Raw genomic sequence first — 15,387 nt, forward strand, 5'->3', positions numbered from 1 at the left:
AAGGTTCCTACCGCGCTGGCGATATACTCCGCACCAAATGGCCGAGGGTCAACCGGGAGCGAGCCGAAAGAGCCGGGTAGTTCCTGATCCGCCCCGGGGATTCACTGGTCCGAGACGGCTCGGACGCTCCTCGCTCGTGCTCACCGTCGGCGGAGCCGTACTTGCGGTGGTTGCAGGTGTTGCGTTCTTTACGTTCTACGTCGGGGTTCAGTCCGGGAGCATGCGATGGGTGAGAAATCTGTGGCTGCCGCCGCTTGCGGGGCTGGTCCTGACGGTACTGTTTCACGAGGGGACGCACGGCCTCGCCTATCGGTACTTCGGGTACGACATCGAGTACGGCGTCTCCTGGAACGGGTTCTACACGGCGGCCCCCGGGCAGTTACATGGCAAGTTGGAGAGCATCGCCATCGCGGCCGCGCCGCTGGTACTCGTGACGCCGGTCGGAGTCGCGTACCTCTTCGCCCCGATCCAGCCGCTGGCGCAGGTCGGGCTCTATCTGCTAGTGCTCAACACGGCGGGGTCGATTGCTGATCTGGAGCAAATCGGCCGCCTGCTCGCGCTCCCGCGAGAGACGCTGCTCTGTGACGGCGATCAAACGTACATCTACCTGCCGGTAGAGGCGGCGTAACTCAGATCCCTTTGCTCATCAGGTGACTGCGCAACACGTCGGCCTCGCGGTTGGCCGTCGCGGGGTTGACCAACACGACGGAGTCGTCGCCGTCGAACACGCCCTCCTCGGCGAGTTCGGTCAGCCCAGCCACAGCCGTCGCGCCGGTCGCGCTCACTGGGACGCCGTCCTGTGAGAGGGTGGTTCCCGCTTCGAGCAACTCCTTGTCCTCGACGGCGACCGCGCCGCCGTCGGTCGCATCGAGCGCATCGAGGACGTACTCGCCCCCCTCGGGGTCCGGGATTTCCAGCGCGCCCGAGATGGTGTCCGGGTGCTCGACCGGCGTGATCTCCGCAGTTCCCTCCGTCCACGCCTCGACGATGGGCGCACAGCCGTCTGGCTGGGCGGCGTACAGTCGCGGCACGGCCTCGATTGCACCGGTCGAGGCCAGTTCCCGAAAGCCGCGGTAGATGCCGAGCAGACCCGTTCCGTGAGCGGTCGGGTGGACGACGGCGTCCGGTGCCCCGCCGACGCTTCTGGCGAGTTCGTACGCAATCGTCTTCGCGCCTTCGTGGCGGAACGGCGTTCCGAACGGCGCGAGCGAGTACCAGTCCTCGTCCTCGCTGGCGGACTCGAAGGCCTCGGCGGCGTCGCCGTAGCGGCCGCCGACGACGTTCATCTCGCCGCCGTGGACGTTGATCATCGCCTTCGTCTCGAAGGTCGCCCGCGAGGGGACGAAACTCGTCGAGTCCAAGCCCGCACGGGCGGCGTAGGCCGCCGCGGAGTGGCCCGCGTTGCCGGTCGTCGGCAGCCCAACCTCTGTGGCACCCTGCTCGGCCGCGGCGGCGACGGCGACGACCATCTCGCGGTCCGTGCTCCCGCCGGTAGCGTTCCGGGCCTCGTCTTTGAGATGGACTGCTCCGACGCCCGCTTCCTCGGCGAGGGTCGGACAGTCGACGGTCGGAGTGCTCCCTTCCTCGATTGTCGGGAGCGCCTCGGCTGTGAACGGCAGAACCGACGCCAACTGCGCCAGTCCCGTTCCGGTCGCGTCGTCGAACAGGCGCTCGTGAGCGTCCGCAAGCGTCTCGGCGTCGTAGACCGGTTCGAGCACACCGCCGCAGTCCTCGCATCGACTCGGCCCGTCGACACCGAACTCCGCGTTGCAGTCCAGACACCGAAATCCGTCGAATCCGTCAGTCGTTTGCATACGGTGGGGTTGGACTGCGCTCACATATTCCTGCCGTCTGCCGGGCCGCGGGAGCGTTCGACAACCATCGACTCTGTCGGCCCAGCTCCATTGCGGAACCCGACTGAGTTTCCACGACAGACTGACTGTCGTCAGGATACCGAGCTGTACCATCTCGTGTAGTAACAAAAATTCATATAAGATAGCATTACAATGTCTCGGAGAGATGAGAGGTCGACGGTTGGGCGGTCACTGGCTGTTGCGCCTGGTCATCGGGCTGGGTGTGGTGCTCATACTGAGTCTGCTCGTCGAGATTGGTGCCATCATCGCGCTTCCGCTGTCGATGCCGGACGGCTACGGAACCGGATTCATCACCTCTGGCCTCTCGGCGCTCGGACTGTTGTACGGCGGTTACTGGAGCCAGACCGGCATCATTTCGGCCGAGCGATACCGTCGTCTGTTCGGCTGGTGTTTCGGCGGCGCGGGGCTGTTTCTCGCGATCAACCTGGGATTCATCCTGACAATCGGTCCGGTGACGCCGTTCGAGACCTGGGGGTGGGTCCGCTGGGCGGTCAGTATGGGCGCGGCGATCGGACTCGCCCTCGGGCTGTTCGAGGCACGAGCAATCGAACGCGCTATCGAAGCCGAACGGAACCGTATGCGTCGACAGGAGATCAAACAGGAGCGAGACCACCTCGAAGAGTTCGCCAGTATCGTCTCTCACGACCTCCGCAACCCGCTCAACGTCGCCTCCGGACGACTGGCGCTCGCACGCGAGGAGTGTGACAGCGACCATCTCGAAGAGGTCTCCCAGTCGCTCGACCGGATGGACGAGCTGATCGACGACCTGTTGACGCTGGCGCGAAACGGGCAGGCGGTGCAGGAGCTCGAACCCGTGAACGTCGGAACCGCTGCCCAGCACTGCTGGTCGACTGTCCAGACGGAGAACGCATCGAGTGCAATCTCCATCGACCGAGAGGTTCTCGCGGACGGGAGCCGTTTCCGACAGCTTCTGGAAAATCTCATCCGCAACGCCATCGAGCACGGGGGAGCGGACGTGACCGTCACCGTCGGCGAACTCGAGGACGGCTTCTACGTCGAGGACACGGGGCCGGGAATCCCGGAACCGGACCGAGAGTCCGTGTTCGAGGCGGGGTACTCGACGACCGAACAGGGCACTGGGTTCGGTCTCAGCATCGTCAGCGAGATTGTCGAGGCCCACGACTGGGAGATTCGCGTCACAGAGGGGGACGACGGGGGCGCTCGGTTCGAGATCAGAGACGTGTCGTTCGCCACGGAGGAGCCCGGAGGCCACCGGGAGAACCCGTAGACATCGAGGACGCCCTCGTAGCCGTTTTACTGGTGGACGATAACACCCGAACATGACCGATGTGATCGTCGTCGGCGCCGGTCTCGGGGGGCTCGTTGCCGCTCGTCACCTCGCGTCCGAGGGCGTAGACGTGACCGTCTACGAGGAACAGGACGATGTCGGGGGGCGAGTCCGCACCGAGCACCGTGACGGGTTCACGCTCGACCGCGGCTTTCAGGTGCTCTTTACCGAATACCCGGCGGTCCGCGCGGAACTGGATCTCGACGCGTTGGACCTGCGCTCGTTCCGCCCCGGCGCGATACTGGCGAAACCGGGCGAGCGGTCGACGCTCGCCGATCCGCTGCGAGACCCGAAGGCGTTGACAGCCTCGTTGTTCAACCGGGACGTCTCCACGGGCGACAAGCTTCGGACCTTCGCGCTTCGCTGGCGACTCGGCCGAAAGCCGATTGCCGACATCTTCGCCGAGGATCACGAAGACATCGACAGCGCGCTCCGGAACTGGGGGTTCTCCCGGCGCTTCCGCGAGCGGTTCGCCGCGCCGTTCTACGGCGGGATCACGCTCGACCGGTCGCTGTCGACCTCCCGGGTCGTCTTCGAGTACACCTTCAAGATGCTCTCGACCGGCGAGATCGTCCTGCCGAGCGCGGGGATGCAGGCGATCCCCGAACAGCTCGCCGGGTTCGCTCGGGAGGCCGGCGCGACAATCGAGACCGGGCGGTCGGTCGATTCCCTCGACCGGGACGGTGATACTGTCCGTTGCGAGGTCGGCGGCGAGACTGTCGAGGCCGACGCTGCCGTCGTCGCGACCGATCCGAAGACCGCGCGGGAGTTGACCGGCTGCGCGGAGATACCGACCGACGGCGACGGCTGTGTCACGCAGTACTTCTCGCTGCCGGAGACCCAGGCGCTGCGGACCGACCGGCGACTGCTTCTCAACACCGTCGACGACCGGCCGAACCAGATCGCGCCGCTGTCGGCCGTCGCGCCGGAGTACGCGCCCGACGGCGAGCAACTGTTGAGCGCGACGTTTCTGGGGACGCCCGGGGAGAGCGACGAGCAGTTGGCCACGGAAGTCCGGGAGACGCTGGCGTCGTGGTATCCGAAACACAGCTTCGGTGAACTGGAGCTACTGGAGACCCACCGGATCCCCTTCGCGCAGTTCGAGCAACCGCCCGGATTCACCGACCGACTCCCCGACGTCGACGCGCCGGACGGACCGGTCTATCTCGCCGGCGAGTTCACCGAGTGGTCGGCGATTCAGGGGGCGATGGAGAGCGGACGGACGGCGGCGCGGGTCGCCGCGCGGGAACTGTGATCACTCCTCGACGACGATTGCGCCGTGCATCCCGACAGCCTGGTGGGGGGCACAGTAGTAGAGATGTGCGCCGGGGGTCCGGAAGCCCCGTTCGAAGGTTGCGCCCTCGCTCGCGACTACCTCTCCGCTCTGGAACTCGGCGGCGCTCTCGTCGGCCGAGACGACGTTGTGCGCGCCGCCGTTGTCCGTCTGCCTGCTCGGTGCTATTCTCCGGCGTCGTTCCCGCGCCTTCGTCGACACAGCCAGCGAGGAGGGCGATACCGGCGGCGGTACCGACCCGCCGAAGGGACGTTCGGCGATCTTCCCTCCACTATTTTTCTGACATATACAGATCAAACGTGTCTTGCGGAGAGTGAAAGAACACTTCAGATGCCTTCCAGCGCGCGGAGTTTCGAGGCGACATCAGAGGGCATGCCGCTCGGCCCGTCGCTCACGCGGTGTGTGGGGATGAAAATCGGCGCGGGATTCGCCCGAAGCGCGTCCCGGACCGCGGCGAGGTCGTCCTCGTCCTCGTCGCTCCGTCCGGGAACCATCATCGTGACCTGCCGGACCGTCCCGCTGTCGCCGTAGGGGATTTCGCGGACCTTCTCCAGCACCTCGCGGTCGTCGGTCGCCATCGTGAGCGCGACGTTCACGTCCGCGAAGTCGTCCTCCTCGCCCTGCAGATATGCGTCGATTCGGTCGAGGAGTTCGTGCTCGGAGTCTGCCTTGGCGTTCGGTTCGTGTGGGAACTCGACGGAGAGCACCCGTGACTGCGCGACGCCGATCTCGACGTATCGATCCAAAAACGAGGACTCGCGCGCGTAGATGCCAGCGTCTTCCATACCAGTATTGTCGGCGCCCCGGGGTTTGTGTGTGTCGGGGACGGCCGAACCGGGATTTACGTGTCTGCAGTCCAACCACAGGCCGATGCCTGGACCTGTCGTCGGCACGGCCCCGGACTACGAGATGGACGGCCAGCGCGTGCCGTGGGTGCTCGGGACGCAACTACATCCCGAAGTGGGACCGCTCGGCCGCGCTCCGGCTGGAAGCCGCGTCCTCATGATCGAGGCCCGCGAGTTCGCCCGCCGGAGGCCCTACCACCACGACAAACTCACGCTCGTGTTCAGCGCCATGCGGCAGTTCCGCGACGAACTCCGCGAGCGAGGCTACGACGTCGAGTACATCACGGCCGAGACGTTCCGGGAGGGACTGTCGAGGTACTTCGAGCGACACCCTGGGGATACGCCGGTCGCGATGCGCTCGCCGAGTTACCGGAGCGGGTCGCGGATGGCCGAACTCGTCGGCGAGATCGGCGGTGACCTCGACGTGGTCGACAACGAACTGTTCGTCAGCACCCGACGGGCCTTCGACGAGTGGGCCAACGGCGACACCGATTCGTTTCGCCACGAGAGCTTCTACCGGTGGATGCGCCGCCGGTCGGGCGTGCTCCTGACCGACGACGGGAACCCCGTCGGCGGGGAGTGGAACCTCGACGACGAGAATCAGGAGTTTCCGCCGCCGGAGTGGAGTCCGCCCGAGCGGTACGAACCCGACCACGGCGAGGCGGTCCGCGAGACCAGCGAGTGGGTCCGCGAGGAGTTCGAGACCTGGGGGGCAGACGAGGGGTTCCGCTGGCCGACGACCCGCGAGCAGGCACGGAACGTGTTGGAGCAGTTCTGTGAGCGGCGGTTGCCGGAGTTCGGGCCGTATCAGGACGCGATGCGCAGTCGGGACTGGGCGATGGCTCACGCCCTGCTCAGCCCCGCGCTCAATCTCGGCCTGCTGCATCCGTGGGAGGCGATCACCGCGATAGAGGAGGCCTACGAGTCGCGCGAGGACATCCCCCTGAACTCCGCGGAGGGGGTGCTGCGGCAACTGCTCGGCTGGCGGGAGTTCATGCGTCACGTCTACCGCCACGCGATGCCCGAACTGGCGACGGCCAACCAGCTCGGCGCGGAACGGCCGCTGCCGGAGTTCTACTGGAGCGGGGAGACGGAGATGAACTGCCTCGCCGAGACTGTCGAAGACGTGCACGAACGCGGCTACGCACACCACATCCAGCGGCTGATGGTCCTCGCCAACTTCGCCACGCTGTGGGGTGTCGAGCCGAGGGAACTGAACGAGTGGTTTCACGCCACCTACGTCGACGCCTATCACTGGGTCACGACGCCGAACGTCGTCGAGATGGGACAGTACGGCCACGGCGTCTTCGCGACCAAGCCGTACGTCTCCTCGGCGAGTTACGTCGACCGGATGAGCGACTACTGCGGGGACTGCCACTACTACAAGACGAAAGACACGGGTGACCGCGCGTGTCCGTTCAACAGCCTGTACTGGGACTTTTTGGCCCGCAACGAGGAACAACTCCGGGGCAACCATCGGATGGGGCTGATGTACAGCCACGTCGACGACAAGCGCGAGAGCGGCGACCTGGCGGCGATTCGCGAGCGCGTCGACGACCTGCGGGAGATGGCCGACGCCGGAGAGCTGTAGTCACGGCTCGCCGGCCGCTGTCGGAGCGACTCTCGCCGCCGCGACTGCGCCGAGTCCGCCGAACAGCGCGGGCACGAAGACGCCGACGAGGACGGTCGGGGCGACCATCCGGACGGCCGTGATCGCTCCACCCGAGAGAACGAGAGCGATGCTCGCCGCCAGTGTCAGCGGCGCGTAGCCGACGACGACGGCGCGGCCGACCCGAAACGCGTCGGCATCTGTGTCGCTCGCAGTTCCCACGGCGAACCCCGCGGCGAGGAGGAACACAGCGAACAGACCCGTATACGGGAGCATCGTCCACTGTACGGTGAACTCCCACACCGGCAGGTGGGCGACCATGTGGACGAACAGGTGCCCGACGCCGCCGGAGGTGCGCGCCCAGACACCACCGGACGGGTGGAGGCCGGTGAACTCCGCCGCCGCGATGACGCCGAGTCCGAGCAGGTACGCGACCGCACCGGCGAACGCACCGCGTGCGACCGCCGAGTTCCCCGGCCCGGAGCGAACCGACATACCGGCCGTTCGTCGGAGCGGAATAAAAAGCCGTTCGGTGGACGAGGGACGGGTGCCGCGGCCACAACCCGTGGTCTTTTTACTTCCAAACGGCTTCGAGTATGACAATGAACGGCAATCGATTCGGTCGGCTCTTCCAGGTGACGACCTTCGGTGAGTCTCACGGCGAGGCGATGGGCTGTACAGTCAGCGGCTGTCCGGCCGGCGTCGAACTGAGCGAGGCGGAGATCCAGGCCGAACTCGACCGGCGGAAACCGGGACAGTCGATGATCACCACCTCCCGGGGCGAACCCGACGAGGTCTCGATCAAATCCGGACTGCAGGACGGCTACACCACCGGCACCCCCATCGGGATGGTGATCCAGAACAAGGACGCCCGCTCGGGCAAGTACGAGCCATTCGTGACCGCTCCGCGGCCCTCTCACGGCGATTACACCTACTCCGCGAAGTTCGGGACGCGAAACTGGGGCGGCGGCGGCCGCTCTTCCGCCCGCGAGACGGTCAACTGGGTCGCCGCCGGGGCAATCGCCAAGCAGGTGCTGGACCAGTCCGAGTACGACATCCAGGTCAAGGCTCACGTCAACCAGGTCGGCGATATCGAGGCCCCCGAGGTGAGTTTCGAGGAGATGCTCGAACACACCGAGGAGAACGAGGTTCGGTGCGCTCACCCGGAGACGGCCGAGAAGATGCGCGAGGCGATCGACGAGTACCAGAAGGAGGGCGACTCCATCGGCGGATCGGTCTACTTCGAGTGTCGAGGCGTCCCCCGGGGGCTGGGCGCGCCGCGGTTCGACTCCTTCCCCGCCCGGCTGGGACAGGCGATGTTCTCGATTCCGGCGACGACCGGCTTCCAGTTCGGGAAGGGCCGGGACGCGCGGACGATGCGCGGGATCGAACGCAACGAGGACTGGGAGTTCGACGACGGCGAGTCCCACCCCGAGACCGTCAGCGAGGAGGGCGATCCGGTCCCCGTCGGCAACGACCACGGCGGCCTGCAGGGCGGGATCACGACCGGCGAACCGATCTACGGTGAGGCCACCTGGCACGCGCCGACGAGCATCCCGAAAGAGCAGACCACGGCCGACTGGGAGACCGGCGAACGCAAGGAGATCCAGGTCGTCGGTCGCCACGACCCGGTTCTGATGCCGCGGGCGGTGCCGGTCGTCGAGGCGATGCTCCGGCTGACGATTCTGGATTTCATGCTGCTCGGCGGGCGGATCAACCCCGACCGACTGGACGACCGACCCGGCGAGTACGACACGGAGTACCACCCGAGCAGTCCGGTCGACGACCCCGACGACGCCGAGACCCGCGCCGAGAGCGTCGACGAGTGAGGGCCATGCTGGGACTGATCCAGGCATTCGAGGCCGCGGGAGCGGTCGCCGAGGAGACCTACAGCGAGTTCGGTCTGTTCCAGCCCGATAAGCCGAGTTCGCGGCTCGAACGGCTGTACACAGACGACAGTTCGGCGTTCGTCGAGGTCGGGGACAGCCGGATCCACTACCGGGAATCCGGCGACCCGTCGGACCCGACGATGGTGTTGCTCCACGGCACCTACTCCTCGCTGCACACCTGGGACGGCTGGGCCGGGGAACTCTCCGACAGCTACCACCTCGTCCGGCTTGATATGCCGGGATTCGGGCTGACCGGGCCGCGGCGGCGGGGCGAACTGAGCCTCGAATATCTGATCGAGACGGTCGGGGAGTTCTGTGACGACCGCGGGCTCTCGGCGGTCACGCTCGTGGGAAACTCCTTAGGCGGCGGAATCGCCTGGCGGCTCTCGCTCGACCGGCCTGATCTCGTCTCCCGGTTGATCCTGATCGACGCCGGGGGCGCGACGCTGCTCGCCCGCCTGGCGGGGAATCTGATGTCGCTGGGGACTGATTTCGTCCCGCGGTACGCGACGCCGCGGCTGCTCATCCGACTCGTCATCCGAGACGCCTACGGGAACGAGTCGAAGGTGACCCCCGAACTCGTCCGGCGGTATCACGACCTACTGCTCCGCCCCGGAAACCGCCGCTCGGTGCTCGAAATCGCTCGGAACTACGCGGCCGATCACCCCGGTGGGAAAGCCGACGACGCGTACGGCTACCGATTTCCGTCGCTCCCGTCGTCGTACAGCCCCTCGCCACGGATCCTGGACGACTACGATATCGAGGCCGTCTCCGTCCCGACGCTGTTTCAGTGGGGCAGCGAGGACGAGTGGCTCCCGGTCTCCTTCGGGAAGGGCCTCGCCGCGAGAGTCCCGGACAGCCACTTCATCACCTACGACGGGGTCGGACACGTCCCGATGGAGGAGACGCCTGTCCCGACCGCACGGGACGCTGACAGGTTCGTCCGGGAACGACCCTGAGGACACTCCGACTGTGTTCGAGATGACTGGGAGACGGAGCTCTTCGATCTGATCCGACGTTGATACGACGGCGGACATAGTTAAGTACGTAGAACCGCAGAATCAGCCATGCGGATGTCTTGTGATTGGTCCACTCGGACCACGGAGCCCCGGAGAGGGGATGCGAATCGACGGGTCTGCCTCTGGAGTTTCGCGGCGTCGGGAGGACGAGGATGGTAGCGTTTCCGATCGCGACGACGGTCCGGGTCGCACAGTCTGTCGTCGACGAGACGTACAGCGAACTGGCTCCGTTCCAGCCGGACCGATCCCGCCGACGGCTCGAACGGGAGTACGCCGACGAACACTCCCGGTTCGTCGACGTGGGGGGAACGGAGATCCACTACAGAATCGAGGGGCCGGAGGGGGCGCCGACGCTGTTGTTGGTTCACGGCACCTACTCCTCGCTGCACACCTGGGACGGCTGGGTCGGGGAACTCTCCGACAGCTACCAGCTCGTCCGGCTTGATATGCCGGGATTCGGGCTGACGGGCCCTCGGGTCGGCGGACCGAACCGGCTCGAAGGCCTCGTCGAGATGGTCGGAACGTTCTGTGACGAACTCGGGCTCTCGGAGGTTGCGGTCGCCGGCAACTCTCTCGGCGGGGCGGTCGCCTGGCGACTCTCGGTCGACCGACCGGATCTCGTCTCGCGTCTCGTGTTACTCGACGCGGGCGGCGCGACGCTGCTCTCGATACTCGGCCGGAAGTACACGCCGCTGGGAAGCGAGTTCATCCCGCGGTACCTGACGCCGCGTTCGGCGCTCAGACTCATCCTGAAAGACGCATACGCCGATCCGTCGAAGGTGACGCCCGCACTCGTCCGGCGGTATCACGACCTGTTGTTGCGGTCGGGCAACCGCGGTGCCGTGATCGAAATCGCGCGCAACTACCAGCGCGACCACGACGACAGCTACGACTCTCGGGAACGATTGAGCGTGCGCCCGCCCGCGCTTCCGTCGGACCCGGACGTTCACCCGAACGTCCAGGACGACTACGACATCGCCGACGTGTCGGCACCGACACTGTTCCAGTGGGGCGCCGAGGACGAGTGGCTGCCGATGTCCTTCGGCAGGGAACTCGCCGATCAGACCCCGGACTCGGTGTTTCAGGCGTACGAGGGCGTCGGGCACATTCCGATGGAGGAGACGCCCACACAGACCGCGGCGGACGCGGCCGCGTTTCTCCGGGCGACCCGGTCCGCCTGATCGGGTGCCGAACCGATTCGGGTCGATGGGGTGTGACGGTGGCTCTCGAATCGAAGCATTCAATCCGGCAAGCAAATAACTCCCATCTAGAACGATCGATGACACGAGAACTGACCCGACGAGATCTGCTGGGAATCGCCGGTGCCGCTGGCTCGGTCGCGCTGGCTGGGTGTGGCGGCGTGCTCGGTGACAAGCGTGGCGTCCCGGGAACCCCCGGAAACGGTTCGGGCGACGGGGGCGGTAACGGCGGCGGCGGCAGCCAGGTGCCGGAAGGTGTCCCGGAGGCAGTGCACACCTGGATGATGGAAGGTGACGGCGGGCAGGCAGCAAAGCTCTACTCGGACGACCCGTCGGCGGCCGATCTGACCGGCCAGGACAGCGCGACGATCGAAGTCGGTGCCGGCGGACAGGGCGTCGCGTTCGCTCCTGCAGTCGCGATTGTCAGTACCGGCACGGAAGTCACCTGGGAGTGGACCGGCAACGGCGGCGCGCACAACGTCGTCACGGACATCAACTCCAGTTCGGTCCCGGTCGATATCGAACTCAACAGCGGATCGGCACAGGCCGGCAGCGACGTGACGTACTCCTACACCTTCGAGAACACCGGCGTCGCACCGTACGTCTGCGTCCCGCACCGTGCGATCGGGATGATGGGCGCCGTCGTCGTCCAGGAGTAACCACTTCCTCGCCTCGCGCTATTCTCGCTCGTCGAACAGGTGCTCGGCCAGAATCGGAACGAAGGTCCCGATATCGGTCACCATCCCGACGGCCTGCGCGCTCCCTCTGTCGACGAGTTGCGTCACGGTCGCCGGGTTGATATCCACACAGACGGTCCGGGTGGTCGACGGGAGACAGTTCCCGACCGCCACCGAGTGCAGCAGCGTCGACAGCATCATGACGAAATCAGCCCGGTGAGCCTGCTCGCGGATCGCGTTCTGTGCCTCGATAGCGTCGGTGATGGTCTCCGGTAGCGGACCGTCGTCTCGGATCGACCCCGCGATGACGTAGGGCACGTCGTTTCGGACGCACTCGTACATGACACCGGATTCGACGAGCCCCTCTTCGATTGCCTCCTCGATGCCGCCGGCGCGGATGATCTCGCTGATCGTGTAGATGTGGTGTTTGTGGCCCTTGCGCGGGTGGTCCAGTTCCTCCGTGTCCATCCCCAGCGAGGTGCCGTACAGGTCTCGTTCGAGGTCGTGGACGGCGAAGCCGTTACCGATCGAGAGCATGTCGATGTAGCCCTCTCTGACGAGGGCCGCGAGATCCTCCCGCGCCCCGGAGTGGATCAGCGCCGGACCGCAGACCGCGAGTACATCGCCGTCTTCACGTTTGGTCTCCTCGATTGCGCCGGCGATTTTGCGGATCGTCGACTCCGACGGTCGTTCCGAGGAGACGCCGCCCTGCATGAACCCGAACGCACCCTCCGAGTCCCGGGGGCGATCCGGAGGGTTGACCCGGATGCCGGCGCTGCCGGTCACGATCAGGTCACCCTCCTCGACGGCGTTGAGGACCTTCGTGTACGCACGAGGGTTGTCTCCGTGTTCTCGCGGACTCTGTCCGCTCGAATCCTCCGAGGCGCTTCGCGCCTCGCTATCCTCGACGACGACGGCACAGTCCATCTCGATGTTCTCGACATCGATCCACTCGCCGTCGACGCGGATCTCCGTCGGGTGATTCGTCGTCGAGTAAAACCCCTTGGGGACGACCTGATCGGCGGGTGCCGGTTCGAGGGTCGCATCGGTGGGATCGGCGGGATTCGCCCCGTTCTGGTGCAGTTCGTGGATGATCGACTGCAGGGTATCCTCGTCGTCCGCCTCGACCAGCAGACGGGCGTACGATTCCTCGGTCTTGCTCCGACCGATCTGGAACTCCTCGACCTCGAAGGAGCCACCCATCTCCATGATCGTCCGGAACGACGTTTCCATCATCCCCGAGTCGATAATGTGACCGTCGAGTTCTACAGTCCGTGAGACAGCCATGCGAGAACGCTAGCGGCAGGCCGACAAGACGGTTTTGGGTCGGTGGCGATCAGGTCGACTCCTGTCGGGGGTCGACCTGGCCGCTCATCTCTTCGAGGCCGGAGCCGATCTCCTCCCGTAGCTCCGCCATGTCGGAGACTAGCCGCTCGTACTCGTCGGTGCTCTCCTTGTCGGCTTGTTCTAGCGCCGCCTTCTTCGCCGCCAGTCTGAAAAACCGCTGGATCCGTCTGTCGTACTCGCTGCGTTTGAGCAATGTATCGACGAGACCGAGCAGTTCGTCGTTGTCGATCGGCTTTGTCACGTAATCGTCGCAGGCCATCTCGACGATGTCGGTGTCCGGTTCGACCGCCGTCAGCATCGCGACCTTCGCCGCGATGCCACGCTCGACGAACTCGGCCAGGACCTGATCGCCGGACATCCCGGGCATCCGGCGGTCCAACAGAACGACATCGACGCCGTCGTCGACCCGTTCGAGCGCCTGTTCGCCGCTCGTCGCAACCCGGGCGTCGTACTCCATCTCCACGACGGCCTCGTACGCCTCCGCGAGGCCCTCCTGATCTTCGACGATCAGGACGGTTCCATCGGTCTCGGTCATACCCGTTCGTTCCACCGGTCGTCGCCGGCGGCCCGGAAGTTGCGCTCACACCGGATCTGTCCTGCCCATCGGTGGCTCACACCCATCTCCGTACTCGTGTGGGCGATTGTGAGGATAGCTACAAGTATGTTGTGACTACCTTCTGTTCATAGTGTTCAGATAAGCTGATTCCACGCGAAGGCAAATTTTCGTAACCACTCGTCAGCAGTTTCTGCTTCGGCGTTGCTGAAACAGTTTGAAAACGAAGAGGTTCGTCGTTTTACTTCTCGAAAGACACGTTCAGCGCTGTTGCGATCTCCGTGACGTTCGACGCGGAGATCGAGGCCGTGACGAGAACAAGCGTCTTTCAACGAATGCGAGCCGTCGATGAGAAACACAGCGTCGTCAACGTCGTGTTTCGCGCGGAGTGTCGCAAGAAATTGTTGTGCGAGAACGCTATTTGTGGGTACTGCGCGCCGACGCCGGACAGCGCGTTTTTCTCGGCTTCGGGAATGCCGAGTTTGTCGAAGGTGTCCTGGATCTCCTCGGGCAGGTCCTCCCAGTCGTCGACGCCGCCGCGGGTCTCGATGTCCGGGCGGATGTACGGGACGATCTCGTCGATCTCGACCTCGCTGAGGTCGGGTGCGCCCGGCCAGTCGTCGGGCATCGGCATCTGCTTGAACTGCTTTAGGGCGCGCAGACGCCGTTCGAGCATCCACTCGGGCTCGTCTTTGTCCTCGGAGATGACTCGGATCGTCTCCTCGTCGAGGCCTTTCTCGGCCTCGAACGCGGACTTTTCCTCTTTCTTGAACTCGAAGCGCTTCTCGGTGTCCGTCTGTTCGAGGTGATCTTGGTCTGAACTCATAGTAATCCCCCGTTAGGCCGCCTCGTAGACTTCTTCGCGGACCCAGTCGTATCCCTTGTCTTCCAGTTCCGCTGCGAGCTCCGGACCGCCGCTCTTTGCGACCTCACCATCGAGCATCACGTGGACGTGATCCGGCTCGACGTAATCGAGCACGCGCTGGTAGTGCGTGATCTGGAGAATCCCCGCGTTCTGCTCGTCGCGCAGCGCGTTGATTCCCTTCGAGACGTCTTTGAGTCGGTCGATGTCCAGCCCGGAGTCGATCTCGTCGAGCACCGCGATCTCGGGTTCGAGAATCGCCGCCTGCAGCACTTCGTTCTGCTTTTTCTCCCCGCCGGAGAAGCCGGCGTTGAGATAGCGGTTGGCGAACTTCTCGTCCATGTCCAGCTGTTCCATCTTCTCCTGGAGAATCTCCTGGAACTCCGCGACGCCGACTTCGCCCTCGTCTTCCGGCCCCTCCATCGGCGAGGAGTCGTAGCCGGCCGCGTCCTCGTTGGTCGCTTCCTCTTCGTCTTCCGCTTCCTCGTCCTCGCCCTCGAACAGCTCTTCGCGCTCTTCGAGTTTCGCGTTCAGCGCCGTGCGGAGGAAGTTGACCATCGTGACACCCTCGATCTCGGCCGGGTACTGAAAGCCCAGGAAGATGCCGAGGGCGGCTCGCTCGTTCGGTTCGAGGTCGAGCAGATCCCACTCTTTCAGGTCGTCGGTGATCTCCTCGTCGAACTCGTCGCCGTCGAGTTCGAGCGTGATCGAGCCGTCCGTGACCTCGTAGGCGGGGTGGCCGGCGATGATCTTCGCCAGCGTGGACTTCCCGCTGCCGTTGGGACCCATCAGCGCGTGGATCTCGTTGCTCGCGACTTCGAGATCGACGCCGTGAAGGATCTGTTCGCCGCCTTCCTCTGCGACTTCCGCGTGGAGATTGTCGATTTTAAGTACTGCCATAGTAATCTTA

15 protein-coding genes and 2 pseudogenes are annotated in these 15,387 nt (G+C 65.2%); 8 read left to right on the forward strand and 9 right to left on the reverse strand.

Going from position 1 to position 15,387, the window contains the following annotated elements; all coding sequences use genetic code 11:
* The first annotated feature begins 220 nt into the window (after positions 1-220).
* Positions 221-628: a DUF3267 domain-containing protein gene (locus tag GRX03_RS16220; RefSeq protein ID WP_159765496.1), complete on the forward strand. Its 408-nt coding sequence runs from the start codon at positions 221-223 to the stop codon at positions 626-628.
* A 1-nt stretch (position 629) separates the two neighbouring features.
* Here GRX03_RS16220 and GRX03_RS16225 read toward each other — a convergent pair whose 3' ends face one another.
* The gene (locus GRX03_RS16225) at positions 630-1,814 is read right to left on the reverse strand and encodes a threonine synthase (protein ID WP_159765498.1); all 1,185 of its coding nucleotides are present in this window, start codon (positions 1,812-1,814) and stop codon (positions 630-632) included.
* Positions 1,815-2,019: 205 nt separating this feature from the next.
* Between GRX03_RS16225 and GRX03_RS16230 the strand changes: the two genes are divergently transcribed.
* A complete protein-coding gene (locus GRX03_RS16230) occupies positions 2,020-3,123 on the forward strand; it encodes a sensor histidine kinase (protein ID WP_159765500.1) in 1,104 nt (367 codons plus the stop codon).
* A 52-nt stretch (positions 3,124-3,175) separates the two neighbouring features.
* Complete coding sequence (locus GRX03_RS16235) at positions 3,176-4,438, forward strand: NAD(P)/FAD-dependent oxidoreductase (RefSeq protein ID WP_159765502.1); 1,263 nt, start codon at positions 3,176-3,178, stop codon at positions 4,436-4,438.
* Here the strand turns inward: GRX03_RS16235 and GRX03_RS16240 are convergent, their stop codons facing one another.
* Together GRX03_RS16240 and GRX03_RS16245 are read right to left on the reverse strand one after the other, a co-directional pair.
* Positions 4,439-4,678 (reverse strand): plastocyanin/azurin family copper-binding protein, encoded by a 240-nt coding sequence (locus GRX03_RS16240; RefSeq protein ID WP_201289273.1) that lies wholly within the window; start codon positions 4,676-4,678, stop codon positions 4,439-4,441.
* Between the two features lie 125 nt (positions 4,679-4,803).
* Positions 4,804-5,262 (reverse strand): MGMT family protein, encoded by a 459-nt coding sequence (locus GRX03_RS16245; protein WP_159765504.1) that lies wholly within the window; start codon positions 5,260-5,262, stop codon positions 4,804-4,806.
* A gap of 85 nt (positions 5,263-5,347) precedes the next feature.
* On the opposite strand from GRX03_RS16245, the gene GRX03_RS16250 reads away from it, so the two are divergent.
* The gene (locus tag GRX03_RS16250; protein WP_159765506.1) at positions 5,348-6,913 is read left to right on the forward strand and encodes a cryptochrome/photolyase family protein; all 1,566 of its coding nucleotides are present in this window, start codon (positions 5,348-5,350) and stop codon (positions 6,911-6,913) included.
* On the opposite strand, the gene GRX03_RS16255 is transcribed toward GRX03_RS16250, so the two are convergent.
* Positions 6,914-7,426, reverse strand: coding sequence for a hypothetical protein (locus GRX03_RS16255; RefSeq protein WP_159765509.1), 513 nt, complete (start codon positions 7,424-7,426; stop codon positions 6,914-6,916).
* Between the two features lie 107 nt (positions 7,427-7,533).
* On the opposite strand from GRX03_RS16255, the gene aroC reads away from it, so the two are divergent.
* The 4 genes from aroC (at position 7,534) to GRX03_RS16275 (ending at position 11,697) form a co-directional block, all read left to right on the forward strand.
* Positions 7,534-8,760: a chorismate synthase gene (gene aroC, locus GRX03_RS16260; RefSeq protein ID WP_159765511.1), complete on the forward strand. Its 1,227-nt coding sequence runs from the start codon at positions 7,534-7,536 to the stop codon at positions 8,758-8,760.
* Between the two features lie 5 nt (positions 8,761-8,765).
* Entirely contained in the window at positions 8,766-9,779 is a 1,014-nt protein-coding gene (locus GRX03_RS16265; protein WP_159765513.1) for an alpha/beta fold hydrolase, read from the forward strand.
* A 212-nt stretch (positions 9,780-9,991) separates the two neighbouring features.
* Positions 9,992-11,020, forward strand: coding sequence for an alpha/beta fold hydrolase (locus GRX03_RS16270; RefSeq protein ID WP_159765515.1), 1,029 nt, complete (start codon positions 9,992-9,994; stop codon positions 11,018-11,020).
* Between the two features lie 98 nt (positions 11,021-11,118).
* Positions 11,119-11,697 (forward strand): halocyanin domain-containing protein, encoded by a 579-nt coding sequence (locus GRX03_RS16275; RefSeq protein WP_159765517.1) that lies wholly within the window; start codon positions 11,119-11,121, stop codon positions 11,695-11,697.
* Between the two features lie 18 nt (positions 11,698-11,715).
* Here GRX03_RS16275 and GRX03_RS16280 read toward each other — a convergent pair whose 3' ends face one another.
* From GRX03_RS16280 to GRX03_RS16300, 5 genes and pseudogenes are all read right to left on the reverse strand, one after another.
* Positions 11,716-13,002, reverse strand: a complete 1,287-nt coding sequence (locus GRX03_RS16280) for an ornithine cyclodeaminase family domain (RefSeq protein WP_159765519.1) — start codon at positions 13,000-13,002, stop codon at positions 11,716-11,718.
* Between the two features lie 49 nt (positions 13,003-13,051).
* On the reverse strand, positions 13,052-13,597 hold the full coding sequence (locus GRX03_RS16285) for a response regulator transcription factor (protein ID WP_159765521.1): 546 nt from the start codon (positions 13,595-13,597) through the stop codon (positions 13,052-13,054).
* 155 nt (positions 13,598-13,752) lie between these two features.
* A pseudogene (locus GRX03_RS16290) lies at positions 13,753-14,040 on the reverse strand (IS6 family transposase); the annotation flags it as partial.
* A 2-nt stretch (positions 14,041-14,042) separates the two neighbouring features.
* Positions 14,043-14,441: pseudogene (locus GRX03_RS16295) on the reverse strand (Fe-S cluster assembly protein SufB); the annotation flags it as partial.
* Positions 14,442-14,453: 12 nt separating this feature from the next.
* Positions 14,454-15,377 (reverse strand): ABC transporter ATP-binding protein, encoded by a 924-nt coding sequence (locus tag GRX03_RS16300; protein ID WP_159765523.1) that lies wholly within the window; start codon positions 15,375-15,377, stop codon positions 14,454-14,456.
* Between the last annotated feature and the right edge of the window lie 10 nt (positions 15,378-15,387).

This window comes from Halovenus carboxidivorans, from assembly GCF_009831575.1.
In the GTDB taxonomy this organism is placed as follows: Archaea; Halobacteriota; Halobacteria; order Halobacteriales; family Haloarculaceae; genus Halovenus; species Halovenus carboxidivorans.

Coding starts and splice junctions, on each gene's coding strand:
- GRX03_RS16245 (WP_159765504.1), bottom strand. CDS start 5,262: ATGGAAGACGCTGGCATCTACGCGCGCGAGTCCTCGTTTTTGGATCGA.
- GRX03_RS16250 (WP_159765506.1), top strand. CDS start 5,348: ATGCCTGGACCTGTCGTCGGCACGGCCCCGGACTACGAGATGGACGGC.
- GRX03_RS16280 (WP_159765519.1), bottom strand. CDS start 13,002: ATGGCTGTCTCACGGACTGTAGAACTCGACGGTCACATTATCGACTCG.
- GRX03_RS16225 (WP_159765498.1), bottom strand. CDS start 1,814: ATGCAAACGACTGACGGATTCGACGGATTTCGGTGTCTGGACTGCAAC.
- GRX03_RS16285 (WP_159765521.1), bottom strand. CDS start 13,597: ATGACCGAGACCGATGGAACCGTCCTGATCGTCGAAGATCAGGAGGGC.
- GRX03_RS16275 (WP_159765517.1), top strand. CDS start 11,119: ATGACACGAGAACTGACCCGACGAGATCTGCTGGGAATCGCCGGTGCC.
- GRX03_RS16235 (WP_159765502.1), top strand. CDS start 3,176: ATGACCGATGTGATCGTCGTCGGCGCCGGTCTCGGGGGGCTCGTTGCC.
- GRX03_RS16230 (WP_159765500.1), top strand. CDS start 2,020: ATGAGAGGTCGACGGTTGGGCGGTCACTGGCTGTTGCGCCTGGTCATC.
- GRX03_RS16300 (WP_159765523.1), bottom strand. CDS start 15,377: ATGGCAGTACTTAAAATCGACAATCTCCACGCGGAAGTCGCAGAGGAA.
- aroC (WP_159765511.1), top strand. CDS start 7,534: ATGAACGGCAATCGATTCGGTCGGCTCTTCCAGGTGACGACCTTCGGT.
- GRX03_RS16255 (WP_159765509.1), bottom strand. CDS start 7,426: ATGTCGGTTCGCTCCGGGCCGGGGAACTCGGCGGTCGCACGCGGTGCG.
- GRX03_RS16265 (WP_159765513.1), top strand. CDS start 8,766: ATGCTGGGACTGATCCAGGCATTCGAGGCCGCGGGAGCGGTCGCCGAG.
- GRX03_RS16270 (WP_159765515.1), top strand. CDS start 9,992: ATGGTAGCGTTTCCGATCGCGACGACGGTCCGGGTCGCACAGTCTGTC.
- GRX03_RS16220 (WP_159765496.1), top strand. CDS start 221: ATGCGATGGGTGAGAAATCTGTGGCTGCCGCCGCTTGCGGGGCTGGTC.